The 25,175-nt window shown below is 68.7% G+C and carries 22 protein-coding genes; 20 read left to right on the top strand and 2 right to left on the bottom strand.

The annotated features are described in order from the left end of the window. From VFZ66_19115 to VFZ66_19025, 19 genes are all read left to right on the top strand, one after another. On the top strand, nt 1–885 hold an 885-nt coding region (locus tag VFZ66_19115; GenBank protein ID HEX6291302.1), incomplete at its 5' end, for a hypothetical protein. Next, nucleotides 886–2,430, top strand: a complete 1,545-nt coding sequence (locus tag VFZ66_19110) for a hypothetical protein (protein ID HEX6291301.1) — start codon at nt 886–888, stop codon at nt 2,428–2,430. After that, nucleotides 2,427–3,164, top strand: coding sequence for a hypothetical protein (locus tag VFZ66_19105; GenBank protein ID HEX6291300.1), 738 nt, complete (start codon nt 2,427–2,429; stop codon nt 3,162–3,164). The genes VFZ66_19110 and VFZ66_19105 overlap by 4 nt, the downstream gene beginning before the upstream one ends. A gap of 10 nt (nt 3,165–3,174) precedes the next feature. Next, nucleotides 3,175–6,969, top strand: coding sequence for an SdrD B-like domain-containing protein (locus VFZ66_19100; protein HEX6291299.1), 3,795 nt, complete (start codon nt 3,175–3,177; stop codon nt 6,967–6,969). 51 nt (nt 6,970–7,020) lie between these two features. Then, a complete protein-coding gene (locus VFZ66_19095; GenBank protein ID HEX6291298.1) occupies nt 7,021–7,737 on the top strand; it encodes a hypothetical protein in 717 nt (238 codons plus the stop codon). 1 nt (nt 7,738) lies between these two features. Next, nucleotides 7,739–8,950 carry a M23 family metallopeptidase gene (locus tag VFZ66_19090; protein ID HEX6291297.1) on the top strand — a complete coding sequence of 404 codons (1,212 nt, stop codon included), beginning with the start codon at nt 7,739–7,741 and terminating at the stop codon, nt 8,948–8,950. 7 nt (nt 8,951–8,957) lie between these two features. Continuing rightward, nucleotides 8,958–9,593: a carboxypeptidase regulatory-like domain-containing protein gene (locus VFZ66_19085; GenBank protein ID HEX6291296.1), complete on the top strand. Its 636-nt coding sequence runs from the start codon at nt 8,958–8,960 to the stop codon at nt 9,591–9,593. Further along, a complete protein-coding gene (locus tag VFZ66_19080) occupies nt 9,594–11,774 on the top strand; it encodes a hypothetical protein (protein ID HEX6291295.1) in 2,181 nt (726 codons plus the stop codon). It abuts the gene before it with no gap. A gap of 1 nt (nt 11,775) precedes the next feature. Further along, entirely contained in the window at nt 11,776–13,380 is a 1,605-nt protein-coding gene (locus tag VFZ66_19075) for a PPC domain-containing protein (GenBank protein HEX6291294.1), read from the top strand. 12 nt (nt 13,381–13,392) lie between these two features. Beyond that, complete coding sequence (locus VFZ66_19070; protein ID HEX6291293.1) at nt 13,393–15,003, top strand: hypothetical protein; 1,611 nt, start codon at nt 13,393–13,395, stop codon at nt 15,001–15,003. Nucleotides 15,004–15,086: 83 nt separating this feature from the next. After that, on the top strand, nt 15,087–15,455 hold the full coding sequence (locus VFZ66_19065) for a hypothetical protein (GenBank protein HEX6291292.1): 369 nt from the start codon (nt 15,087–15,089) through the stop codon (nt 15,453–15,455). Between the two features lie 49 nt (nt 15,456–15,504). Further along, nucleotides 15,505–15,891 (top strand): hypothetical protein, encoded by a 387-nt coding sequence (locus VFZ66_19060; protein HEX6291291.1) that lies wholly within the window; start codon nt 15,505–15,507, stop codon nt 15,889–15,891. Further along, complete coding sequence (locus tag VFZ66_19055; protein ID HEX6291290.1) at nt 15,888–18,242, top strand: type IV secretion system protein VirB4; 2,355 nt, start codon at nt 15,888–15,890, stop codon at nt 18,240–18,242. The genes VFZ66_19060 and VFZ66_19055 overlap by 4 nt, the downstream gene beginning before the upstream one ends. Nucleotides 18,243–18,254: 12 nt before the next feature. After that, the gene (locus VFZ66_19050; GenBank protein HEX6291289.1) at nt 18,255–18,449 is read left to right on the top strand and encodes a hypothetical protein; all 195 of its coding nucleotides are present in this window, start codon (nt 18,255–18,257) and stop codon (nt 18,447–18,449) included. Between the two features lie 21 nt (nt 18,450–18,470). After that, nucleotides 18,471–18,851: a hypothetical protein gene (locus VFZ66_19045; GenBank protein ID HEX6291288.1), complete on the top strand. Its 381-nt coding sequence runs from the start codon at nt 18,471–18,473 to the stop codon at nt 18,849–18,851. Next, the gene (locus tag VFZ66_19040; protein HEX6291287.1) at nt 18,848–19,315 is read left to right on the top strand and encodes a hypothetical protein; all 468 of its coding nucleotides are present in this window, start codon (nt 18,848–18,850) and stop codon (nt 19,313–19,315) included. The genes VFZ66_19045 and VFZ66_19040 overlap by 4 nt, the downstream gene beginning before the upstream one ends. Beyond that, nucleotides 19,308–21,203 carry a TraM recognition domain-containing protein gene (locus tag VFZ66_19035; protein ID HEX6291286.1) on the top strand — a complete coding sequence of 632 codons (1,896 nt, stop codon included), beginning with the start codon at nt 19,308–19,310 and terminating at the stop codon, nt 21,201–21,203. Before VFZ66_19040 ends, VFZ66_19035 begins: the two co-directional genes overlap by 8 nt. 508 nt (nt 21,204–21,711) lie before the next feature. Then, nucleotides 21,712–22,773: a ParM/StbA family protein gene (locus VFZ66_19030; GenBank protein HEX6291285.1), complete on the top strand. Its 1,062-nt coding sequence runs from the start codon at nt 21,712–21,714 to the stop codon at nt 22,771–22,773. A gap of 2 nt (nt 22,774–22,775) precedes the next feature. Next, nucleotides 22,776–23,084 (top strand): hypothetical protein, encoded by a 309-nt coding sequence (locus tag VFZ66_19025; protein HEX6291284.1) that lies wholly within the window; start codon nt 22,776–22,778, stop codon nt 23,082–23,084. Between the two features lie 35 nt (nt 23,085–23,119). Here the strand turns inward: VFZ66_19025 and VFZ66_19020 are convergent, their stop codons facing one another. After that, the gene (locus VFZ66_19020; GenBank protein HEX6291283.1) at nt 23,120–23,518 is read right to left on the bottom strand and encodes a hypothetical protein; all 399 of its coding nucleotides are present in this window, start codon (nt 23,516–23,518) and stop codon (nt 23,120–23,122) included. After that, nucleotides 23,508–24,254, bottom strand: a complete 747-nt coding sequence (locus VFZ66_19015) for a ParA family protein (GenBank protein HEX6291282.1) — start codon at nt 24,252–24,254, stop codon at nt 23,508–23,510. Before VFZ66_19015 ends, VFZ66_19020 begins: the two co-directional genes overlap by 11 nt. 466 nt (nt 24,255–24,720) lie before the next feature. On the opposite strand from VFZ66_19015, the gene VFZ66_19010 reads away from it, so the two are divergent. Continuing rightward, nucleotides 24,721–25,175: hypothetical protein (locus VFZ66_19010; protein HEX6291281.1), on the top strand; the 455-nt coding region annotated here is incomplete at its 3' end.

Here is a 25,175-nt window from a genome sequence, read left to right as displayed (position 1 = left end):
CACGCCCACCCCCGCCCCACCCAGCCGAGGGGAGCGTCCGAGATGCCCACGATCATCCCGCACGTCCTGGCGATCGGATCGCCGGGGCGCGATCCCCTGCTCCACGCGGCAGGGGTCGCCGTCCGCCACGCCACCACGCTGCTCGACGGCTACGCGCACGCCGTCCACGGCCTGGCCGACACCGAATCGCCCCCGACGCTGATCCTGCTCGATCTCCATGCCGTCGAGCCGGGCTTTCCCGAACTCGCCGCGCCGCAGCTGGCCGCCGTCCTCGCCCGCGCGCTGCACACCGGCGCGCTCCATCCCGCGTGGCTGATCGGCCTCGCGCACGTGGCGGACCCCGATCTGGATGCCGAGGCGTCCCTGGCGGGCTGCCACCTCGTGCTCCATCCGCCGCTGTCTCAGGCCATGCAGGCGGGTATGGTCCGGCTGAGCCGCACCCCGGCGCTGCTGCCGCCCACCGACCGGGCCACCCACGCCTATCAGCGCGCGGCCCTGCGCGTGGTGGAGGTGGTGCAGGCGGCGCAGGTGCCAATCTGGACCGTGGCGGATGCGACGGTGCTCCTGGGAGCCATCACCCACTACCCGATCCGACGGCAGGCGCTGGAGCGCAGCCCGCGCGCTCACCAACTCGTGCGCGCCCTGGGCGGGCCGCAGGCGGCGATGCGTCGGCTGCACGCGATCACCGAGGTGGTGCGGGAGCGCTCCCCGCTGCATGCCGAGGTGCTGGCGCGCTTCCTCGACGGCTGGGAGCGCCGCGCGATCGTCCACGCCCTGGTCGCGAGCAGCTGCGCTGAGCACACCCAGGTGGACCGCGCGATCAACGAGCTGCCGCAGCGCCTGGCCGCTGAGCTGCGCATGCAGCAGGCGCGGGAGGAGGCGTAGATGCGCGCTGTGATCCTGCTCGCCCTGATGGTGCTCACGGCCTGCGGCTACCCGTCGCCGGTCCAGCTTCAGGCCACCGCCCAGGTCGCCGGGTGCTGGCCGTATGGCTTCCCGCGTCCGAACCCGACCCGGACGCCGGTTGGCGTGCCCACGCCGAGCGTGACACCGACGACGGCCACGGCCATGCCGACGTGTACGCCCGCGCCGGAGACGCCCACGCTGACGCCGACGATCCCGCCGACCCTCACGCCGTGGACGAGGCCCACCGATCGCCCGCCGCTGGATACGACGAGCCAGCTCATCAATGTGTCCAACATGCCCGGAGCCGATAGTCATGCCGCCGTCGCGCTCCACCCCTCGGAAGGTTGGGCCGCGCTTGCGTGGGTCAACGTGCCCCCGGACGCGCCGGATCAGGCCGTCGTGTACGTCAAGGCCCAGGACGCACGCACCAAGGCATGGCGGCGGGGCGTGAGCGTGACGACGCAGCCCGCCTACGGCTTTGCGAGCCACCCGGACCTCGCGATCGACGAACAGGGCCACATCCATGCGTTCTTCGGCCAGGACCCGCTCAAGCCACATTACAGCCGCAGCACGGATGGCGGGCAGACGTGGACGGAGCCGGAGGCGCTGCCGCTCCCGGCTGGCTACGCCCCGAACGCGCTCTACGGGCGGATCGCCGTCGATCCCGCTGGGCACCTCCATGTCTTCTACGCGCTCGAAACCGGCGCGCCGGACTCGTTCGCGTATATCCACCTCCAGCGCCCCGCAGACGCCGATCCCGGCACGCCGTGGCACGTGGACACCGGGATCTTCCCCGGCGAGAAGCACGTGCGCCTGGCGATCGCGTTTGTCCCGCTTGCGAACGGTCAAGTCCGCACCGTCGCCGTGACCGGCTGCAACCGAGGCTGTGGCGCAGCCCAGCCCATCGTCGCCACGCAGGAGGGCAGCAGGCCGTGGCGTGTGGCGACGATCCCCGGCGCAACCGATCGCATGCCCGAACAGAACATCAACTGGACCAGTGCACTCAGCTTCCGCGACCGGAGCGGGCAGCAGCAGGTCTGCATCGCCTGGGGCAACTACGCCGCGAGCGGCACCTTTGCATCGTGCAGCCGGGACGGGGGGCGGAGCTGGGGCGCAGCCGAAACCATCGTCTTCACGCCAGCCACCGAGGACGAGGCGATAAGCGACCGGGGCAGCACGCCGGAGCTGATCTACGAGCCGACCAGCGACACGCTTATGGCCGTCCAGATCTACCGCCAGGCCGGGACGCCCGCCACGACCTATGTCGTGTACAGCTACCGCCACGCCGCCGCGAAGGTGTGGCTCCCGATCATGGACGGTCCCACCGAGACGCACGAGCCAGCGCTGCGCCTCTTTCCCCAGACCCGCCGCAGTTTGGCCGACGCCAATGCAGGTATCCGCGTGGCCTACGCCGGTTCGGGCCTGGCGCTCGCCGCGTGGAGCGAGCTGGAGGCCGACGAGAACGGCGACGTCTACCTCGGCTGGTTCAACCCGTCATCCCTGCTTGCGGAGGTTGCCCCATGACGCTCATGACCCTCCTCCATCCACGGGCGCACACGCGCTCGCTGCTCGCCCTGTTCGCCCTGGGCCTCGCGCTCGCCGGACTTGCCATGTCGCAGATCGGCATGCCGCTTTGGGGCGGCACCACCATCGTGCTCGCCCTGCTCGTGTATCCGGCCACGCTCAAGTGGCGAGACGACATCGCGCGCTGGGGACTCCCGATCGCCATCTTAGGCATCCTGCTCGCCTTGCAGGGCTTCCACACCGTCGAGCACGTCACGCAGTGGGTCCAGTTCCATCTGCTCCACTGGCCGCCCAAGCGCGCCAGCGGCCTGCTCTCCGCCGCGAATGCCGAGCTGGTCCACTTCGTCTGGAATTGGAGTGTCGCGCTCACCGTCGGCTATCTCCTCCGCGCGGGCCTGCGCAACGGGTGGGGCTATCTCCTGCTCGCGTGGGCGCTCGCCCACAGCCTGGAACACACCTACCTGTTCGTGCAGTACGTGGACGCGGTGCGCACGCTCTGGAGCCAGGACGCGGCGCTCGCGTTCGCGCAAGGGCTGCCCGGCATCGTCGGGCGGCACGGCTGGCTCGACACGAGTGGCTGGCAGTACGCCCCGACCGCCTTTCTGTGTCGGCTGACCCCCCAGCTCATCACCAGCACCCGGCTCGATGTCCACTTCTGGTGGAACGTCGGCGAAACCGGGCTGCTGCTGCCGTTCGCGCACGTCGCCGTGCGCCGTCGTTTCCGTTCGTCGTAAGGAGTTCGTTGTGCCACATGCGTCTCGTTGGTTTCATCATCCTTTGTGGTACGCCCTGTGCATCATCGTGATCGCGGCCCTGCTCGCGTCGGGCCTCGTCACCCCCTCGCAGGCGCAGATCGACAACAGCCAGCCGAGCCTGGCGTATGCCTCGACGGTCGACTGTCTCCGCGCCGGAGCCGATCGCGGCCAGGCCAGCCACCTCTCGCCCCGCTTTGCGTCCACATGTTTTGGTAGCCGCTGGAGTCCGGGCGGCTATACCGATCAGTCCGTCTCGAATCAGGGCGACGCGCTGCCGAGCGACCCGGCGCTGGTCGAGTTCGGCGACGGCACGCCCGACGCCCCCGGCGAGCCGGGCCATCTCTCGCTTGCCAGCCTGGGCGAGGTCGGCGCGGTGTACGGCGTGGCATCGAGCAGCGGCACCAATCCCACCGCCCCGGCAGGTGGTGCGCGCCAGCCGCGCCTCTTTGTCGGCGCGTTCACCAAGCGCATTACCAGATACGGATCGGGCGGTCCCGGCGCGATCTATGTCCTCAATCGCGCGACGGCCACGACGAGCCTGTATGTGCAGGTGCCGGACGTGGTGCCCGGACCGGATAGGCTGCCGGGCGATCCTGGCGACGGCACGAGCGCCACGTTCCCGAACGGCCTCCCCTACACGCCGCAGAACGGCGGCCTGCACACGCCGTTCGAGGACAGCCTGGTCTTGCCGTATGTCAGTAAGACCGGCCTCGGCGACGTGGAGCTGGACGCGGATGAGCGCTATCTGTATGCGGTCAATCTGAACACCCGACGGATCTCCCGCTTCGATACGTGGAGCGCCAGCCCGCAGGCGAGCATGACCATCTTGGCACAGGTCCCGAATCCCGGCATCTGCGGCAGTGGCGCTGCGGACTTCCGCCCCTTCAGCCTGGCGCTGACGCCGCAATCGCTCTACCTGGGCTATGTCTGCTCAGCCGAGAGCACGCAGAACCGGCAGCACCTCAGTGCGGGCGCGTGGCGGTATGACCTCACGGCGGGGAGCTGGGCCGCGACGCCTGCGGTTGCGTTCAACCTGCGCGACTACGACGCGCAGCGCGGCTCCTTTGTGGGCCTGCCGCTCGCGTGGCTCCCCTGGGACACCAACTTTGCGAGCGTCCACCCCTTACCGCTCCTGGCGGGTATCAGCTTCGACGAGCAGGGCGGGATGCTCCTGGGCCTGCGTGACCGCTACGGCGATCTGGGGGCCAGCTACCTCATTCCCTCGGAGCAGGGCCGCGGCTTCGGCGATCTGCTGCGCGCGGCACCGGCAGGCTTTGGGCAGTGGAGCGCGCCCACGACCGGCGCGGAGCTGTATGGGGACGACGACCCCGCCACGCACAACGAGCGGACCTGGGGATCGATCGCCTATATCCCCGGCCAGCACGACGGCAGCTATGGCGGCGAGGTCATCACCACCTTTTTGACGCCCTACCAGCTCAACGGCGCGGGCGCCGCCTGGTACGACGTCACAGGCGGCCAGCCGACGGCGCGCGAGGAGCTGTACAACGCCACCAACGACACGGCCTTTGCCAAGAGCGCGGGCCTGGGCGATGTGGAGCTGCTCTGTCCCTGGCGGGCCATCGGCGATCGGGTGTGGCTGGACGCCAACTCCAACGGCGTGCAGGACGCGGGCGAGAGCGACATCCAGGGCGTGCGCGTGCAGCTCTTCGCCGCCAGCGATACCGGCTTTACCACGCCCCTTGCGACCGTGACCACCGGCAGCGTGTCAGGGATGAGCGGCAACTGGCGGATGTATGTCGATCCGTGGCGCGCGTATGTGGTGCGGATCGACCCGGCCATGTTCCAGCCGGGCCAGCCGCTCGCAGGCTTGACCGTGACCCGCCAGGACGCGGGCGGCAATGACAGCTTCGACAGCGATGCGACCCCGAGCGGCGTGGTGGCGATCCTGCCAGCCGGGAGCACCGATCTGAACGTGTCGTATGACATCGGCGTGGTACAACCGGCCAACGTGCGGATCGCCAAGAGCGGCCCGGCCACCGTGATCGCCGGGTCCAGTCTGAGCTACCAGCTTGCCTACCGCAACAACGGGCCTGCGGCAGCCGCCAGCGCGCAGGTGCAGGACACCTTACCGGCTGGCGTGACCTTCGTCAGCGCCACCCCCGCGCCGTCGAGTGTCAGCGGCCAGGTCCTTACCTGGAACCTGGGCACGCTTGCCGTGGGCCAGCAGGGCACGATCACGGTCAACACCACGGTCAGCACGTCCGCGCCGACCACGCTCACCAACACCGCCACGATCAGCACATCGACGGTAGAGACGAGCACCAGCGACAATAGCTCCAGCGCGACCACCGAGGTCCAGTGGGCCGATGTGGCGATCCTCAAGACCGCCGCGACCGAGGCGCGGGCCGGGGAGGTCTTCACCGCGACGTTGACCTACCGCAACAGCGGCACCGCGACCGCGACCAACGTCCAGCTCGTCGATACGCTTCCATCCGGCGTGCTCTTTGTCGGGGCGACTCCCGCGCCGTCGAGCATCAGCGGGCAGGTGCTCACCTGGGATCTCGCCAGCCTTGCGCCCGGAGCCAGCGGCACGATCGCGCTGACGCTGCGCACGCCGCCCGACACCGCCAACGATACGCTCGTAACCAACACCGCCACGATCAGCACCGACACCACCGACACCACCGACGGCAACAACAGCAGCGAGGCGACGACGCGGATCGTCGCCGAGGCCGACGTGCAGATCGCCAAGACCGGCCCGGCCACGGTGCGATCGGGGAGCCAGGTCAGCTACACGTTGAGCTGGCGCAACGCCGGGCCGAGCATCGCCGCAGCTGCCGTTGTGACCGATACGCTGCCGGTGGGCTTTGTGTTCGCGAGCGCCACCCCCGCGCCAACGAGCCAGAGCGGGCAGGTGCTCACGTGGGTGTTAGGCGATCTCCAAGTGGACGCCAGCGGGACGATCGTTGTGCGTGGGACGCTCACGGGCAGCGGCACGCGCACGAACACCGCCACGATCGGCACGCCGACGGATGATCCGAATCCCGGCGACAACACCTCGACCGTCGACACCGACGTGCAGGCCCCCGACCTGGCGATCACCAAGACCGACAACGGCATGACCGCCGAGCTGGGCAAGCCGATTACCTACACCCTGACCTACCGCAATAGCGGCACGAGCGCCGCCACGGGCGTGGTCGTCACCGAGACGGTGCCCACCTACACCACCTTCGACGCGCAGGCCAGCACCAGCGGGTGGAGCTGCCCCCAGGGAGCGCCCGCAGGCACGCGCTGCACCTTTAGCATCCCCTCGGTTCAGGCCGGAGGGAGCGGCACGCTCCACTTTGTCGTGCGCGTGCTGGACAGCTTACCGCCCGGCTCGGTCGTGACCGCGATCGACAACCTCGTGCGCATCGCCGACGACGGCTCAGCAGGCGGCGATCCCACGCCGGGCAACAACAGCAGCAGCGAGCGGACGCCCTTCGATCCCACCGGGATCACGTTGGAGCACTTCAGCGCCACACACACCAGCGCGGGCGTGATCCTCCAATGGACGACCAGCAGCGAGCTGAACACCTGGGCGTTCCATGTGTACCGCAGCACCGGCACCGACCGCCCACAGGCCGAGCAGGTGACGAAGGCAGCCATCCCCGCGCGGGGCAGCCGCACGAGCGGCGCGACCTACACCTGGACCGACACCAGCGCTGAGGCCGGGCAGCGCTACCGCTACTGGCTGCAAGAGCTGGAAGTCGGCGGCGGTACCGCCCACGAGTACGGCCCGATGGTGCCGTTCTACCGCGTGTACCTGCCCGTTGTTCGTTAGTTCATAGACGCACGGGCGCAGGCGTGCCCTGCGCCCCACCGAAGGATAGGTATGATGTTTCGCTCACGACTCCAGATGGTCACGCTGATGGTTGCATGCTTTGTCCTGGCGCTGCTCGTTTCGGCGCTGGCTCCCGCACTGGACGCGCGTCCAGTGCGCGCCGAGGTGCGCCCGCTGGGATTGACGCCCACGGCCGAGCCGCCGACGCCCGTTCCGCCGACAAGCACCCCAATCCTGCCGACGAGCACGCCGGTCCCTGCTCCCAGCCCGACGCCGAGCGTGCCCCCGCAGCCGTCGCCCAGCCCCACGCCGCCGACGACGACGAGCACGCCCGTACCGCCACGGGACGAGCCACCCACAGACGATCCGACGCCGGAGCCGTCGCCGAGTCCCACGCCGGAGATCCCCATCCCCACGCCGGAGGTGCCGGTCAGCACGCCGGAGGTGCCACCCGCAAGCACCCCGGAGCCGCCCGCGAGCACGCCGGTGCCACCCGCAAGCACGCCGGTGCCGCCCGCAAGCACACCACCGGCAGCGCAGCCTCCGGCCAGCCCGCCACCCGCCGGAAATCCGCCCGCCGATCGGACGGGGCGGGAGCGGCCACCGCACGGCAGCGGCTCGCGCGCCACCGCAGGCCCACCCCGGCCCGCACCCCTGCCCACCGTCGGCGCGGCGACGCCGCTGACCGGGGGCATCCTGCTGCTGGCAGTGGGACTGATCGCCCTCGGGCGCTTCGTCCGATGCCGCAAACACCCAGCACGAGGCTAACATGACCACGCCGATCCGCCGCTCCATCTTGCTGCTCTACGGCCTGCTTGCGGCGCTGCTGCTCGCCTGCCAGCCGTACCTGAGCGATACGCAGCCCGACCTGGCGACCGAGCCGGTCGCCTGGCAGTGCCCGACGGCGACGCCGGTCCCCACGGTGATCGTCGGGTATGAGCCGACGCCCACGCCGCATGGGGAGGCCCTGCCAATCTTCTCCACGCCACTCCCGACCGCGACCCCGTATGTGCGCACCGGCAGCGACTACTACCAGGGCCAGCGCGTCACGGTCGGGCCGCTCGTGGTCAGCGTGACCGGCTACCGGACCCAGGCCGGGACGGACGCGGCGCACGCGCTGCACCTGCTCGATCTCACGATCGAGAACACGACGGCCGCGCCGATCGAGCTGCACGTGCAGGGCATTAGCCTGATCCGGGCGATCAAGCGGACGGATGGGCGGCGCATCGAAGGCGCGTGGTATCCCAGCCAGGCAGCCGCCCGCGCCGCTGGCGTGCCGATCGTCAGCGGCACCTGGGAGCCGGGATCGACCCAGGCCACGATCGTCATCTTTGCGCCAGAGGGCCAGGCCGAGGCGTGGGGCATGCCCTTTGTCAGGAGCGACCAGCGCCGCAGCGGGCAGAGCGGCGACGGCTACCTCTGGTTTCGCTTGCAGGACGATCCGCACTGCGCGAAGCAGCCGGGCGGGCCACCGAGCGCGCCAGTTGCGTCCGCCCCACCCGCAGGTACGCCCGCCGTCGGACGCGCAGGGTATCCGGTGCCCCGGGGCACGGCGATCTCACGCGGCTACGGCTGTCACTCCTTCTATACGGGCGTGCGGGGGAATTGTCCGAAGGGCCAATGGTGGCATGACGGTGTCGACTTTGCCTCGGCCAGCGGCACGCCGCTCTTTGCGATCAGGGATATGCAGATCCTCTACGCCGGAGCCGATAGCAGCACGCTCGACTGTTCGTGGATTCCGGGCAGCCAGCCGCCGCACGCGGGCTTTGGCCTCTATGTCAAAGCGCAGGATGCCCACGGCTACACCTACTGGTACGGCCACGCGAGCAGCGTGACGACCCGGACCGGCCAGCAGGTCAAGGCCGGGCAACAGGTCGCGCATATGGGCTCCACCGGTTGCTCGACCGGGCCGCACCTCCATTTCCGCGTGCGCCTGAACGGGCTGGACCGCAATCCATTTGACGTGATTCAGAAGCCGTGAGGATCGTATGGTTCGTGTGCTGATCATGCTGCTCTCCATCCTGTCGCTTCCGGGCACCGCCGAGGCCGGGCGCGGCGACCTCACGATCGTCGTGCGCGACCGGGACGGGGAGCGCCTGCCCGGTGTCGTAGTCGCGCTGATTCACGACACCGACGACGGGCGGGTGCTCATTGGAGAGACACGCACCGACGCGCAGGGGCAGATCCACTACCCCGCTCTGCCGTGGGGCCTGTATATCGTGCAGTTCCGGGGGACCGCGCTCGATGGACGATCCATCCTACCTCCCGATCAGCAGAACCTCGGCCTGCTCGACGATGGCAGCGGCGTGGGCGGCGGCTTTGGCGTGCGCTTTGCCGAGGTCGCGCGCACCGAGCTGTTCGTGCTTGCCACGGTGCCGGGTGAGGCGCACGCGGTGCCGATGTTCGACGACGCCCCCCACGCGCAGGCCACCCCGGAGCCGATCGACCCGCTGCTGGTGACAGGCAGCCCTGACCCGGTGCCCGCGCCCTCACACGCACCTCTATCCCCGGCTGCGCGGCGCGACGGCGAGGTGGCGGTCTTCCTGGTGCTTGCGGGCGGCTGCCTGGTCACGATCGGCCTGGGAGTGTGGCGCTCCCATCAGGCCCGGAAGGAGGCGCGCTAAATGGACTGGATCTACGGCCCCTTGCATGAGGCGCTCTACATGCTGGAGCGCCTGATCGCCAGCGTCGGCTGGGGCTTTGCCCGGAGCATCCTGTATGTCGTCGAGCTGATCGAGCGCTTCCGCTTGCAGCTCGTCACGGCGGGCTTTCGGCCTGCGGTCCAGGCCGTCGCGGATCAGGTCTTAGGGATCAGCCGCAGCACCTTGGAGCTGGGCCTGGTGCTGGGCCTCCTGCTCCTGATTCTTCAGCCCGTCCTGGTTGTGCGCTTCGTGAACCTGCGCAAGGTCTTCGTACTCTTGCTCGTCGTGCCGGTCCTGCTGCCCTTTGGGGGCGCGATCTTTCAGGAGATCGAGCAGGCCCGCGCCGACCTCGGCCATGAGATCTTTACGCATATCTTCAACGGCACGCAGTTCGATCTCTTGCCAGCAGATGAGGAGCGCACCGGAGCCGATCGGGACATGGGGCCGCTCGTCTCCTACACGCCGGGCAGCACTGCGCTCCACGCGATCGATGTAGCGGCGGCCTACCTCTACGCCGTCCGCGCCGATGTCGTCACCCCGGACAGCCCACCGCCCGACGATCTGCCGGATGCCTTTGCGGAGAAGTATTTTCCCTACACCCCCGACGAACTGGGCAATCTCCAACCGTCCGAGCGCTGGGAGGCGATCGAGGTCGCCGGGCAGGGCATCATCCGCACGCTCTACGGCAGCCTCATGGTCCTGTTTGCGCTGGGCGAGTCGGTCACGAACCTACTCCTCACCATCGGGCTGGGCCTCTTGCTGATTGCCCTGCTCATCTCGCTGGTCTTCGGCTGGGCGGCTCCGGTAGAACATATCACCGCCAATCTGCTGCGCAAGGTCTGCGAGCTGATCCTGACGAGTTGGGGCCTCAGCGCGATCCAGGGCGTGCTGCTCGCGGCGATCATGGACGTGGCGACCAGCGGCAACGCGATCGCAACGCTGGGCATGGGCACGCTTGGCATGGTCATGGAGGCGGGCTTTGCGCTGCTTGCCGCGAAGACGCTCGCGGGCGCGCTGATTGGCGTCGCGGGCGCGGGCAGCGCGGGCGGCATCTCCGAGGGCGACGTGCGCCAGGGCGCGCGGGCGGTCGGCGGCGCGGCGCTGATTGCCGCCAGCGGGGGAGCCGCGCTTGCGGGCGGCGCGCTCGGCACTGGCCTGGCGTATGCCGCCGCCAGCCGCCAGGGAGCCTCGCGGAGCTATGCCGCAGGCTACGCCCTCTCGCGCCACCGCCCGCTGGCGAAGGTGGGAGCCTTAGCCCAGGCGATGGGCCTGACCAGCGGGGAGAGCGACTTCGCGCAGGGCCTCTACACGGGCGGCGTGATCGGGCGGAGCGAGCCGCTGAGCCTGCGCAGCCAGAAGGCGCTCACCCGCGACACGAGCCAGCATCAGGAACAGGCCGCGCAGCAGGAGCAGGCGCTCGGCACGCTGGCACTGGTCGGTCTGATGCAGCGGCGGCACCAGCAGCGAGCGCAGACCGGCATAGAGGCCCAGGAGGACCGCTTTCAGGCGTCTGTGCAGCGCAACCGGGAGCGACGACAGGCCCAGCCTGCAACAGCCCAGGAGCCGCAGGCCCCGCCACCGCTCGATCTGACACCGATCCACCAGCGCCAGGGCGCGTTGCTTGCGCCGATTCCCGGCCTCCTCGCTCGCAATCCCGCCAGCGCACGTGCGGCAGCGACCGCCGCGTTAGGACAGCAGGTGCAGGCGCAGTGTGGGCCAGTACGACCGCCCACGCCGCAGCCGATCGATGGCGCGAGCTATCTGGAAGCGTTAAACGCTCACCATGATGCCACCCCCCAGCCTCGCCGTCCCTTCTGGGAGCCAGCGGGCATGGAGCGTGTGAGCGCCGCAGGCAGCACCACGGCGGCCACTGCACCCACCCAGGAGCCGATCCCGGCCCACAGCGTGGCCGAGCATGTCACCCGGCAGGCCACTGCGCCAGGCACCCTGATCACGCCCCAGGTGTACGCCCGCGCGGTCGCGCCGGAGTCGCCCGATTGGCGCATCGCGGCGGCCACCATCGATCTCCATGCGCAGTACCAGGCCCGCCGCGCGACGGCAGACACACCTCCGATCGGAGCCGCGAAGCAAGGAACGCCCGTCACACGGCCCCGCCGCCGAGGGCCGATCGCGACGACTCAGCCGAAGAAGGAGCGCCGATAAGATGATGCGCTGGATACGCACGATCTCGATCCTGCTGGTGCTGCTGACGATCACCGCAGCGGCCCGCGCCGCCCAGCCGGAGCAGGGCACACCCACCGCAACCCCTAGCACGACGCCGAGCGCCACGGCGACGGCGACGAGCACGCCGCTGCCCAGCCCAACGCCGGAGCCGGATGCGTTTGAGCCCAACGACACGGCGGACCAGGCCACGCCGATCGACATCGGGCAGCGCCTCGACAAGCTCTCATTCTGGCCGCTGGGCGATGTGGATTACTTCTCATTCGTGGTCAAGGACGGGCAGCGCGGCATGACCCTGCTGCTCGACACCGAGCACGGCTTTGGCCTCGACACCCGCATGCGGCTGCTCACCAGCGACGGCCAGCTCGTCGCCGAGAACGACGACGCCAGCCCCACCGAGTCGCGCAGCCATATCGCCGTGCGGATCGCCACAGCGGGCCGCTACGTCGTCGAGGTGACGAACCGTGCTGTGAGCCGCCCGGAGTGGAAGACGTATAGCCTGGTCACGGCCTGGGAGCACCGCACGCCGACGGCCAGCGTGACCCCGACCAGCGCGCCCACGCCTGGCCCGAGCACGACACCGGGACCAACCGCCACACCCACCCCGCCGCCGTGGGACCGCTTCGAGCCGAACAACGCCTGGGCGCAGGCCCGCGAGATCGCCGTGGGCGAGGACATCACCGCGCTGAACTTCGTCTGCCCGGACACAAGCGGCTGCGTGGACAACGACTTTTTCCAGGTCCCGCTCAAGGCCGGGATCTGCTATCGCATCCAGACGGCAGATCTGCATCCCGGCATCGACACCAACCTGATCGTGTACGGCCCGGGCAAGGACGCGGCCGCGCCCCTTGGAGGCAACGACGACGCAGAGCCGGGCGCGTTTCACAGCCAGGTGGAGCTGTGTCTCCCGCCAAACGTCGGCACGCTCACGAGCTATCTGCTCGTGGGCAATAGCGGCAATCGCAGGCCGCCCGAACCGGCGCACACGCGGACGTACACGCTGCGCGTTGAGGTGGTGCCACCCGCCACGCCAACGCCCATCCCGACGCACGAACCAACCGCGATCCCCAGCGTCGCCCCGGAGCCACTACCGCAGCCGGAGCCACCGGCAGGCGATCGGAATGAACCTACGCCGCGTCCGAGCAGCCCGCCGCGCAGTGAGCCGACACCGCGGCCTACCGCTGTACCGGAGCCACCATCACCCAGCGACGCGCAGCCGATCCCCGGCGTGCGTGTTACCGAGCTGCCACCCGCCACTGCGCCGCAGCCGGTTCAGGAGCCGCAGATCGCGGTGGGCCTCAGCCTGCGCGCCTGCTATGACCGCAACCAGAACCGCGCCTGCGACGTGGACGAGGGCATCGGCGGGCTGACCGTGTATGTCTCGGACCAGGGTCGGGGCACGCTCCTGGGGCAGGCCCTCACGGATGCGAGCGGCACGGCCCAGCTCACCGTGCGCGCCCACGCGGACGCCCAGCTCAGCGTGTCGGTCCCGTACTTCGCCGCCGTGCAGACGACACCCGCCCGATCGCCGCGCCTGGAGCCGGTGATGGTGACAAACATCGCCGCGCTGCCCGCGCTGCTGCCCTAAGGAGCACCTGAGATGGAGATCGATCCGCAGATAGCCGCCTTAATGAACGCGATCCCCGAGGCCGACCGCCCCGGCTTCGAGCGCTACTACGCCGAACGGCTGGGCAAGGCGTTGCGGGACGCCGAGGCCACGCCCGATACGCCGCTGGGCACCGATCCGACGCGGATCGAGCGCCAGCTCATCGAGGACCTGATCCGCGAGGCCGAGGGCCGCGACAGCGCCGACGGGCTGGGCCTGGTGCCCGGGAGCGATCTAACCTACCGCATCCAGGTGCCGGAGCGCGATCCCCGCACGGAAGCGGGCGCGGCGGGCACGCGCCGCGCGACCGGAGCGGCCAGCGGCGAGATGACCCCGGCGCGCTGGGCCGTGGTGGGCGCGGCCATCCTCGTGCTGCTAGGGTATGCCCTCGTGTCCACCCTACGCGGCACGCCCACCGAGGCGAGCGCCGACGCGCTGGAGGCGACGGCCACGAGCACGCCCACGGCACTGCCTGCCCCGATCCTGCCGACCGCGCTGGGCGACCTGGGCGAGGCGGGCGCCGTGACCGTGGCCGACCCGACCAGCCTGGAGATCCGCCGCGCGGATGGATCGAGCGTCGTGCTGCGCGTGGTGCCATCGAGCGGCGTGTTAGGCGGCACGTGGACCCCATTTGTGGCCGACGACCAGGCCGCGTGGCTCAGTGGGACCGTAATCAACAGCGTGTTTTGTCTGCCTGCCGAGGCCGAGCAGCTGATGACCAACCTCAAACGTGGCAGCACGATCCTGATGCGTCCGGCGAGCGGTACCCTCCGCCGGTATGAGGTCATGCGTGTGCGCACCGTCGGACGCCAGCAGGTCGAGGTCTTAGACCAGCGCCGCGCCGGGATGACCCTGCTCCGCTGCGGCGAAAGCGGCAGCACGCGCGCGGTCGTCGAGGCGGTCTATCGCCCCGATACCGTCCAGCAGCCGATCCACACCACCGGCACCAATGCCGCGCTAGCCGATCTTGCCCGCGTCCAGGTGCAGGCAGTGACCGTGCTCACACCAACGGCGGATCTGCCGCCCGGCCTGAGCGTGGCGCGGCTTACGGTCGAGGTTGCCAACCTCAGCACCGCCGAGCTGGCCTGGACCGATCTGGCCGACCAGCTGGAGATCGGCGGCAGCGTCGCCGAAACCGTGCCCAGCGTCCCGCAGGCTGCGCTGGGACCCAAGGAAACCCGGCGCGTCTCGTTCCGCTACCGCGTGCCCAGCATCGGCGGGGAGGCGCTCTGGCGCGTCACGGCAGCGACCGGCGAGAGCGTCACCGTGCGGGTCACGATTCCGCCTGCGCCCGTTGTGAGCCAGTTGCACGCGACGCTCCACGCAGAGAACGTGCGGCAGCTTGGAACGGGCACGGATGCGCGCCTCGCGATCACCGCCACCATCACGAACACCGGCAGCGAGCCGATCACCCTTGACCCGCAGGCGGCAGGCGTGTGGGACGGAGCCACGGTGCTCCCGCTCGACGGCGAGTCCACGCCGCTGCCGCTCCTCCTCCCGCCAGGGCGCGCGACACCCCTCACCCTGGCGGTCGAGCCGCCCGCCGATCCCGCCACGCTGACCGTCCAGATTGGGCAGCAGCGCTGGCGACTGACCATCCCCTAGCAAGGAGGACGAACGCATCCACCAGCACACAGCAGTATCGTCCCTGTTGGTTGATTGGCTCGTGTATCGAAGGAGTTGCACGTATGACCACTGTTCCGCATGATCGCCTGACCCGGCTCACCCCCCTGACCCGGCTCACCCGCTGGTACACCACCATCCAGCGTCTCACCGCGACCGTGGCGATCGCCGTGTTTTGCCACCTCTCCGCCGCCGCCGCCAGCGCCGCGCCGCTCGGCGACCTCGAAGATAAGCTCGGCGACCTCACCGACAAGATCGCCACCTATGGCCGCGGCTTCGCCCTGCTCGCCTTCGTCATCATCTTCATCTCGTGGATCGCCGAGCCGATCATCCCCCAGTGGGCGCGCGAGAACAAGGGCATCATCGCCCGCGTGCTGATGGGCTGCATCGGCATCGGCCTGGTTCCCGACATTGTCGCCTTCGTCTTCGATTAAGCCGGTCCGTGGGGAGCGGCCCGGCGCTGCTCCCCACCAGGAGGGAACCGTGTACACCGAGCTTGAGCAATTCTTAGGACGCGGCGAAGAAAAAGCCGTCTGGCTGCTGTCGATCAAGAACATCGGCGGGCTGATCGGCGGCGGCGTGCTGGGCCACCGCCTGGGGAGCCTCGTGTTCGGCGACGGCCTGGGCGTGCTGCTCTGCACGCTGCTGGGCGCGCTCGCGGGCCTGATCCTGACGTTCCAGCAGCACGGGCTGCTGATCCTGCGCCGCCTCGTGATCCGCGTCCAGTTCTACCTGCGCCGCGCCGTGCGCGCCCGCACCCTCGACGCCGACGCGATCTTTCCGGTCAACGTACCGCGCGAGATCCCAATCCAGGTCTTCCAGTATGACGGCACGCCGGTGATCGTGCCGCAGATCGAGAGGACGAGATGACCACCCCGCTTTGCTTGCAGATCGCGCCGTTCCAACTCGGCCAGTACCGCGCCGATCTGGACGGCCTCGAAGCCCGCTTTACCAACTTCTGGGCCGGGCTGCGCTACCCGGTACGCCTCGTCTCGCGCACGCGGCGCTGGAGCTTTGCACCGATCCAGCAGCGCCTCCGCGCCCAGCTTGGGCCGCTGGAGGATGTCGCCGAGCTGCTGCCGCTGCTCGACGCGGCGATCGGGGACGCCGCAGGATTCCCTGAATTCCGCGATCAGCTGCGACGGCGGCAGGATACCATCACCCGCGCAACGGCAACGCTGCCGGATGCCGAGGCCGTGCAGACGGTGATCGCCGCCATCCTGCGCGGGGAAACGTCGCGCGCGCAGCTTCGACAGCTCCGGGATGCGTGCCTGCGCGCCGCGTGGCCCTGGCGCTGGCTCACCAACCAGCGCCGCATGTACCACGTCATCGAGGACACCGCCCCGCCGCTCGCCATCGAGCACTACCTGCTCTGCTGGCCCGACGCCCACGTGCATGCGGGCGCACTGGCGAGCACGATCCAGCACACGTTTCTGCTACCTGACGTGCAGCCCGTGCCGCTGCCCGCGCTCTTTCATGGCCGCTACCGCGAGGAGGCCGACTACCTGGCCCCGTGCGCGCCGGGCTATCCCTATCTGGCCGTCCTGATCGGCTGGGACGTGCGCGGCGACTGGGATCTGACCAGCCTGAGCACGCTGCTGATGGGCGAGCACCCGCTCACGCTCGCGATCGACGTGCAGACCTTGCCCCGTGGCACCGCATTACGCAAGGCCACCGACGCGCACACGGTGCTCTCCGAGGCGGTCTATGGGAAGTTCGCGGTCAAGGATGCCCGCTCCGAGCGGGCACTTGGAGCCGTCAATCACGTGCTTGGGCAGCTCGACGTGCAGGCGCTCCACGAGGTGGCCTATGCGCTGCTCCTCGAAGCCCCAACGCTCCACGCGCTCAACCGGCAGGTGCAGACGATCCGCGATCGGCTGGGCGTGCGCATGCGCCTCGATCGCGTCGTCGGCGCGCAGGCCGCGTACCTCAAGCTCTTTACCCCCGCGCCCAGCCGGGAGATCCCGATCCCCCTCGTGCGCCGGAATACGTTGTCCCACGGGATCGCGGTCAAGACGCCGTGGGGGCTGCGTAAGACGACAACGACGAGCGGCCCGCTCTGGGGCTACGACGTGGACGAAGGCATGCCGATCCACTATGACCCCTTCGGGCAGACCGGCGTCGAGAATGCGCATCTCCTGATGGTCGGACGGGCCGGGAGTGGCAAGACCGTGACCTTGCTCACCCTGGCCTTACGGAACGCGGTTGCGGGCGCGCAGATCGTCCATGTCGACCCGATCGGCAAGGGGCGGCTGCTGTGCGAGGCGGTAGGCGGGGGCGCGGCCTTCTATGAGGTCGCCACCGACGCCGCGATCAACATCCTCGATCCGGTCAGCGATCAGCTCGACCGGCAGATTGCGATTGTCACCGGCAAGCTGCGCCTGCTCCTGGGCCGCAGCGAGCAGCGCGGCGGGCGCATCCACTTCACGCCGCGCGGCTTCTCGAATGTCGAGCAGGGCGCACTGGATCTCGCGCTTCAGACCGAGCACCTGTATGGCCGCGACAGCCATCGATTGACCCAGATGACCCCCACAACCGCGCCGCTGCTCCATGTGCTCGTCGCCGCGCTGCATGTGGTTGCCAAAGCCCACACGCTGCCGGAGGCCGCCGAGCTGGCCCGCGAGATCGAGCTGGCCTTGCTCGGCAGCCGCGCCCATCTCTTCAACCGGCCCACCACGCTGCGCTGGGACTTTGGGAGCCAGGTGATCAGCTACAACTTCAAGGAGGCCGATCCATCCCTGCTCCCGCTCTACTACGCGCACGCCTTCGACGCGCTCAATCGCTGGGTGCGCAGCCGCGAGCGCGCCGCACGCCGCCAGCCGCTGATCGTGATCATCGACGAGTATTTCTACATGGCGAGTGTGCCGGAGCTGGAGGCCGAGGTCGCGCTTGCCACCAAGACCTGGCGCAACTACCGGGCGGCGATGTGGACCGCCGATCAGAACGCCACGACCTACTTCGGCCAGGCCGGGCTGCCCTCCGAGTGGGGGCCGTTCACCGCCAACAACTGCTTGATCAAGCTCTTCTTTCGGCAGGAGGGCAGCGAGGCCGAGGTCTTAGGCACCGCCTACCGCGACCACCTCCATGCGGGCCACGTCCAGCAGATCAAGACGGCGGGCACCGGGGAGTGCATCGCGCTCCTGGGCGATACGGTGCATGTGCTCCAGGTGCAGCTCACTGACCTGGAGTCGGCCTATTTTCTCAAAACCACCACGCACTAACCGGAGCGACCCATGAACCAGCGACTCATGACCATCTGGAAACACCGCACCACCCGCGCGCCGAAGCGGCAGGCGACCGCGTCCGCCGATCGGCTGGCGGCGCTGACCGACCAACAGGATCAGCTCCTCAAGATCACCTGGTGGTACTGGCGACACCACTTCTTGGAGGCCAAGCGCCGCCAGATCGAGGCGCGGAGTAGCCAGTAACGACACGGAAAGGAATTACCCATGGTGCGACGAACCATGATCATCGTTCCGCTCCTCCTGAGCCTTGCGGCATGCGGGCAGGCGCGGACACCCGAATCCACGATCCGCGCCTGGGCGGATGCGGCCAAAGCGGGCGACTATGCGAGCGCCGAGGCCCTGATGGCCGGAGATGACTTCGCTAGGATGACCTGGCGCGAGCCGCACACGCGCTACCACCGCGCCGGTCGCCTCCAACAGTACGAGCTGATCGAAGGACCGACCACGACCGGGCAGAGCACGAACGCCACGCTGCGCTGGACCGGGAGCATGGCCCCGCTCTGCATCACCGTGCAGGTTGGACCCGACGGCAAGCTCTCGCCGATCTCGGACTACCGGCGCTGTACCGGGGAGGCGTCGCGATGACCACGCTCGACCGCACGCCGATTCCCCGCATCCAGCCGCGCAAGGGCTTCAACTGGCTCCCCTTGGAGCAGCAGATGAGCGTGTTTGCGCTTGCCGCGCTGCTCATCCTGGCCTTCGTGCCCATGCTCATCGACACGGGCCGCGCCGGGAGCGGCCGCCTCAAGCAGGCGATGCTCAGACCCCGCAGCGTCGCCGGAGCCGTGGCGCGCTTGGACCGACACTACGGCCTGGCCTGGCGGACCACCGGCAGCGGTGGCGAGCAGCGCATCCGGCAAACGCTGCTTGCTGTGTGTTGCGGGGTGCTGCTGGCGGGCGCGGCGGCAGGCTGGAAGGCGCAGGAGCCAACGGCAGCGCCATCCGCGACCACAGCTCCCCAGACGACCACGCCCCGCCGCTACGGGACCGCGAGCCAGATCCGCGCCCGGAGCGCCGTCGCCATCCACGAGGAGGAGGATCATGGCTGATCTGCCCCAGTATGAAGCCCGCCCGACCGTCGGGTATGAGGTCGGCCAGTGGCTCAGCCGCACGTGCTACACCCGCTCGATCCCGATCAATCTGCTGCGCCTCGCCGCGCTGTGGTGGACGCTGCCCCAGCTCGTGCTCTGGCTCGGAGAGCGTGGGAGCGGCTGGGTCTGCGCCGCAAGCGTCGCCGTGCTGATCGGGAGCTTCTGCCTGCGACCGAAGGCCAGGACGCCGAAGGCGCGGACGGGCACCCGGTGGACGAAGGAGGAGCGCAGGCTACGGGAGGCCGTGCGGCAGGCGACGAGCACCGGCACCTCGATCACCGAGGCGATCCGCAGCGTCACTGACGAGCCGCTGGCGATCGACTACGGCACCATCGCGGGCACGCGGCAACCCGTGCTCGTCGCGCCCGACCTGCGCCGCGCGCACCAGTTGATCACCGGCGGCTCCGGCACCGGCAAGAGCAAGTTCATCGCGACCCAGGCGGCCCAGGATGCGCTCACGAGCAGCCTGTTCGCGGTCGATCCGCATGAAGAGCTGGTGCAGGATATTCTGCGCATATCAGCGCCGATCCTGCGTGAGCGCGGCACGATCCTGCTCTGGCCCGACGGCCCGCAGAAGAGCCTCTATCCCTGGAACCCGCTCACGACGGGACCAGCGCGCGCCCCCTGGCAGGCTGCCGATGCCGTGGTCGGCGCGGTCAAGCGCGTGTGGGGCCTGAGTGATCAAAACACGTTCATTATCGACGTGCTCAAGCACACGACCTGGGCGCTGGCGGCAAGCGGCTGGACGCTGCTCGAAGCCCAGCGTTTCCTGACCAGCCCGGCGTTTCGCGCCTACGTTACCGCCCAGGCCAACGTGCCGCAGATCACCGCCTGGGTCCAGCAGTTCGATACCCGTCCGCATAAGGAGCAGATTGAATTGACGACCTCAACGCTCGTGCGCCTCGCGCGGCTGAATGCCAATCCCCATCTCCAGCGGATGATCGGCTGCGGGGTCACGGATGCGCGGTATGTCGCGGCCCGACGGCGCGCGGGCCTGCCCGTGATCGAGGGGGTGGACCTGGGCCAGCACATCAACGCGGGCCACCATGTGCTCATCGTCATCCCGCAGCGCATCTTCGGTGAGGATCAGTACCTCATGGCGGGCCTCGCCCAGTCGGTCATGCTCGAGGCGATCTTTCGCCGCCGCCCGAATGACCCCGCCATGCCGGAGCTGAGCGCCTATCTCGACGAGGCCGCCGCGTATGCGACGGATGCCGGGCTGGGCAAGCTCTTAGCCCAGGCGCGCAAGTACAAGTTTTCGGCCACCGTCGCGGTGCAGGGGCTCCACCAAGCCGAGCCGAACCTGGCCGAGCAACTCCGCACCAACACGGCGATCAAGGCGGTCTTTGCCACCGACAACCCCGACGAGGCCAGAGCCAGCGCCCTGATGCTCTACGGCTACCAGCCGCTCGCCGTCAAGCAGGACACCCGGCAGCGCGTCGAGGGCCGCGAGATCGGGCAGTTCCAGACGTATAGCCCGCTGGAGCAGCAGGCGTTCCATGCCAGCCGCGTCATGCAGCTCCCGCAGCGCCACTACATCCTCAAGGTCCGAGGCGAGGGCTCGCCGGAGGTCATCTTCACGCCCGACTACAGCGGGCCATTCGAGTTGGTGGCCGCCACGCAGCGTGCGACGATGCAGCAGGTCGCGCCGCTGGTCAATCCGGCCACGGTCGACGCGGAGCTGGCCTGGCGCTGGCAGTGGTTGGAGGACACCTTCACGCCACGCGAAGGCGGCGAGGGCGATCGGATCACGATTGTCCGTACACCACCGCCCGACGATCCCAGCCGTGGGCACACGGCCACTGAAGAGCCGTCCCCGGATGATTTGATTTCATTAGGGAGCTGAGGATGCAGATGCGTAGCCAGTGCCAGCTCCATCTTCATCACCGGGACCTCGCGAGCCAGCTGAGTCGTGCCAATACCCGCGACCTCGTGAGCCAGACTATCGCGCGGCTGTATCGGCAGCGCGGACCGCCACAAACGTGAGCGCGGCCCGGCTGAGCGAGGGCCACGGAGGTGATCCGGCGGGGATCACCCGGGCGCACCTTACCAACTGAATAGGTTACGAACCAGTGAGCGCTCACATGCTGGGGCATGGGGCGTGTCCCAGCATACCCTCTGTTCCTGGTGTTCCCGTGTTTCCGCTGTTCCCCGTGTTCCCGCGCCAAACCAGGGGTTTTTCGCCTCGTTGCGGCATGTTGCACACGTGTTGTAAGCGGGAACACGGGGAACAGACAGCATGATGCCTGTTTCAATGTATCGGCTATAGCCGTCTATAACCGTTGACTTTTTCTCTGGCATCCTGTATTATTTCGGCTATAGCCGTCTTTAGCCAGAACATAGATGAGGCCACCATGACTCAGAGAATGACCATCACCATCGCCGCGATCGACGCCGGGAACAGCGAAACGACCTTTGCTGCGCCACGCGGACGGGTGCTCACCATCCCATCGTTTGTCGGCTCCGGCTCGCTCGACGAGCTGCAGCGCATCCGGGGCGGCATCGGGGCGACGAGCCTGCGCGACGACGAGTTTGTGCTGGAGTATCAAAACCGCTCCTACTTTGTCGGGCGTCTGGCCGTCGAGGAGAGCCTGGACGCCACCAGCGCCCGCGGGAACATCAACCGCTACTGGGACGGGCACACGCTGAAGCTCTTGCTGGTGCTGGCCGGGGCCGCGTTTCGCAGCCCGCATCTAGCGATGCGCCTCGTCACCGGCCTGCCGGTGCAGGTCTGGTCCGCCGAGGCCAAGGAGAAGGTGCGGCAGCGCCTGATGGGCACGCATAGCTACAAGCTCAACGGCGAGGAGCGTCGGCTCACGATCGACAACGTCGTCGTCGTGATGGAAGGCGCGGGCGCGCTCGCGCTCTACGGCACCGACGAGCAGGTCTTCCAGGGGGTGATCGACGTGGGCGGGCGGACGACCGACCTGTTCATGGCCGAGGGCCAGCGCCCGATCAAGCCGCGCTGCGTAGGCACCGATCGCGGCGTCGAGAAGGTCGGCGACCTGCTCCGGGAGCTGGTGGAGCAGAAGTACGGACGCACGCTCGTGCCAAGCGAGGTCCGCGACATCCTGCGCGCCCAGGTCGAGCGCCGTCCGCATCGCCCGATCCCGGTCGACGGCGTGCGCATCACGCTCGACGGCGAGGTTGCGGATATCGTCGGATCGGTCGCCGACGAGATCAGCGCGTTTGTATCCGAGGCGTGGCGCTCCGGGGAGCACGGCAAAGTTGCCGCCATGGCCGATCAGGTGGTATTAATTGGTGGCGGGGCGTATTACTTCGCGCCGCATCTGCGCCGCCTGATCACGCACCTGAAGGTGCCGCAGCAGCCGGAGATCGCCAACGCCAAGGGCTATCTGGCGATCGGGCTCCAGATCCCCGATGAGGTGTGGGCACGAACAGCAGGGACGAGATAAGCATGCCACGACGAGGGCCGAAAAGCGATGATCCCATCGAGCGCTTCGAGCTGAAGTGGCGCAACGACGCCATGCTCAAGCAGCTGCGGGACGAGGCGGCGCTGCGGGGGGTCAGCCTCCAGCAGCATATTTACGACATCGTGCGTGCCCGGTGGCTGTGGCAGCAGGGCACGACCATCGATCCCTTCTGGATGCCGACGAGCCCCCCGCCGTCGGCCCAGCCGGGCGCGGCTCCCACTGAGGAGCCGACCGATCCGGAAACCACCGCGGCGGCGAAGGCAGCGGCGGCGGTCTGGCTGAACGAGGAGTAGGCGGCGGCGCGGGAGCACATCACGGCGTCGCTGGCCTACGCCTCTCGATCGTGCTCGTTCCGCTTGATGGTTCCCTGGGCAATGCGCCGCAGGGCGGGCCGCCCGACGCGCCGCCCGCCGAGCACAGGCACCTCGATCTGCACCGTGCCGACCGGCAGGGTCAGCGTCCCGGCGTCCAGATCATCCAGCACCTTCGTCAGCGCCCAGTCCACCAGCTCGCCGATGCCCACGTTCGCCGCCTGCGCCCGCTCCTTGACGCGATCCACGGTCCGCTTGCGCACCTTATAGGTCTTATCGACGAACGTATCCGGGTCCTCCGGTGCCTGACGTGACGCCTGCGTCACGACATGCTTGACCAGGCCGCCTTTGCGGCGCACGTTGATCTCTGTGCGACCGGTCTGTTCCGGCTCATTCGACGCTTGTTTAGGAGCCATCTGCAACCCTCCGTGCCAATGCAAGATAGTCGGCAGCACCCCGGCTGCTCGGCGCGTGCTCAAAGATCGTCCGGCCCAGGCGCGGCAGCTCTTGCAGCCGCACGTCATGGCGAATCGGCGGCGTGACCGCACCCGGAAACTGCCGCTCGATCTGCTCAAGCCAGAAGCGATGCTCTTTCACCTGCGGATCATACAGCGTCGGGATGATCCCGCTGATCTGCATGCGATAGCCCGCCTCCTGCAGCTCGTCGAGCGTGTTGATCTGCTTGACCATCCCGTCGATCCCGGCCCGCTGGGTCGTCGTCGGGATCAGCACCTCGTCGGCGGCGGCATACGCGGCGATTGCCAGCGGATCGAGGCCCGGCGCGCAGTCCAGCAGGATCACGTCGTAGCTGCGCTGGAGCGGCGCCAGCACGGTGGTCAGCAGCCGCGGCACCTGGCGGGCATCGCGGAGCTGGAAGATATGCCGCGCCAGCTCCTGCCCGCCCGACGCGAGCAGGTCCAGGCGGTCGCGGAGGGCGACCACCGCCGACCGTGTCGCCACGCTGCCGACGATCACATCGTAGAGCGTGGCTGTCGGCTGGACGTTCATCCAGAGATCGAGCTGCCCCTCCATATCGACGTCGACGAGCAAGACTCGAACGCCGAGCCGCGCGAGCGCCGCGCCCAGGTTGACGACGGTCGTGGATTTGGCGACCCCGCCTTTCTGATTGGAAATGGCTATCGTGCGGGCCATACGTCTCCCGTGCCACTGGGCACCACACTATAAAACACGGTATATAGCGTACTTTATCTAGGGCGAGTGTACCACACCCGCATCGTCCTGTGCGATCCGTTCATGGGCGGGCAGCATACCGGAAGCAGCCGTGCGCCGACGGGCGAGCGCGGCAACCGGGCGGCTGACCACGGCGATCAAGGGCAGGTGTGAGGCTATCAGCAGGCGTATAGTAAAGCACAAGATATAACATGTTTTATAACACGGTATATATCATGGTATTGACAGATGCAGACCATTCTTGCTATACTCGCTCGCAAGCGCGTTCGCCGCAGCCGCCAGCGGCTGCCGGACGCTCCCGTACGGTGACGATGTCAGGTGCATACACGCGGGGAGCGCATGAGCGGGGTCCTGCCTCCATCCCGGTTGCGGGACGTGCAACCGCGCGGCGACCCACCAAGGCGCTACGTCCAGAAAGGGTGACGCTATGCCGCTGGTCCAACAAGAATCGATCTCCAGCCAGCCACGTGTCGGCGAGCTGCTTTTCAGGCCGAATGCCGCCGAGTGGTGGCCGGAGCGTGAACGCCCAGCCGACCCGGCGATGACGGAGATCGCACCAGCAGCCCAGCCCGCCATCACGGAGCCGACCACGGAGCGCAAAGCGCGTTCGCGCCGCCGCCGCATCGCCGGGATCAGCCTGTATGAGCTGCTCGGTCAGACCACGGCGCTGCTCGGGACGCTGATGATCGCGGTGGTGATCTGGGCGATCGGCGCCTACTTCACGCTGCGTTTTCTCGACGCCTGGGGCGCGCAGGCGAAGCTCGGCGTGCTGCTCGCCACCTTCGGCATGACACCCGCGCCGCTCATGCTATACTGGATGACGCGCTCCGTGCCGCTGATCATGACGGTCATCGAGGCGTTTTTGCTGCCGCGCTGGAACTG

This window comes from Herpetosiphonaceae bacterium, from assembly GCA_036374795.1.
Lineage (GTDB): Bacteria > Chloroflexota > Chloroflexia > Chloroflexales > Kallotenuaceae > LB3-1.
The sequence above is the reverse complement of the archived record's forward strand: the minus strand, read 5'-3'. Positions and strand labels throughout refer to the sequence as shown.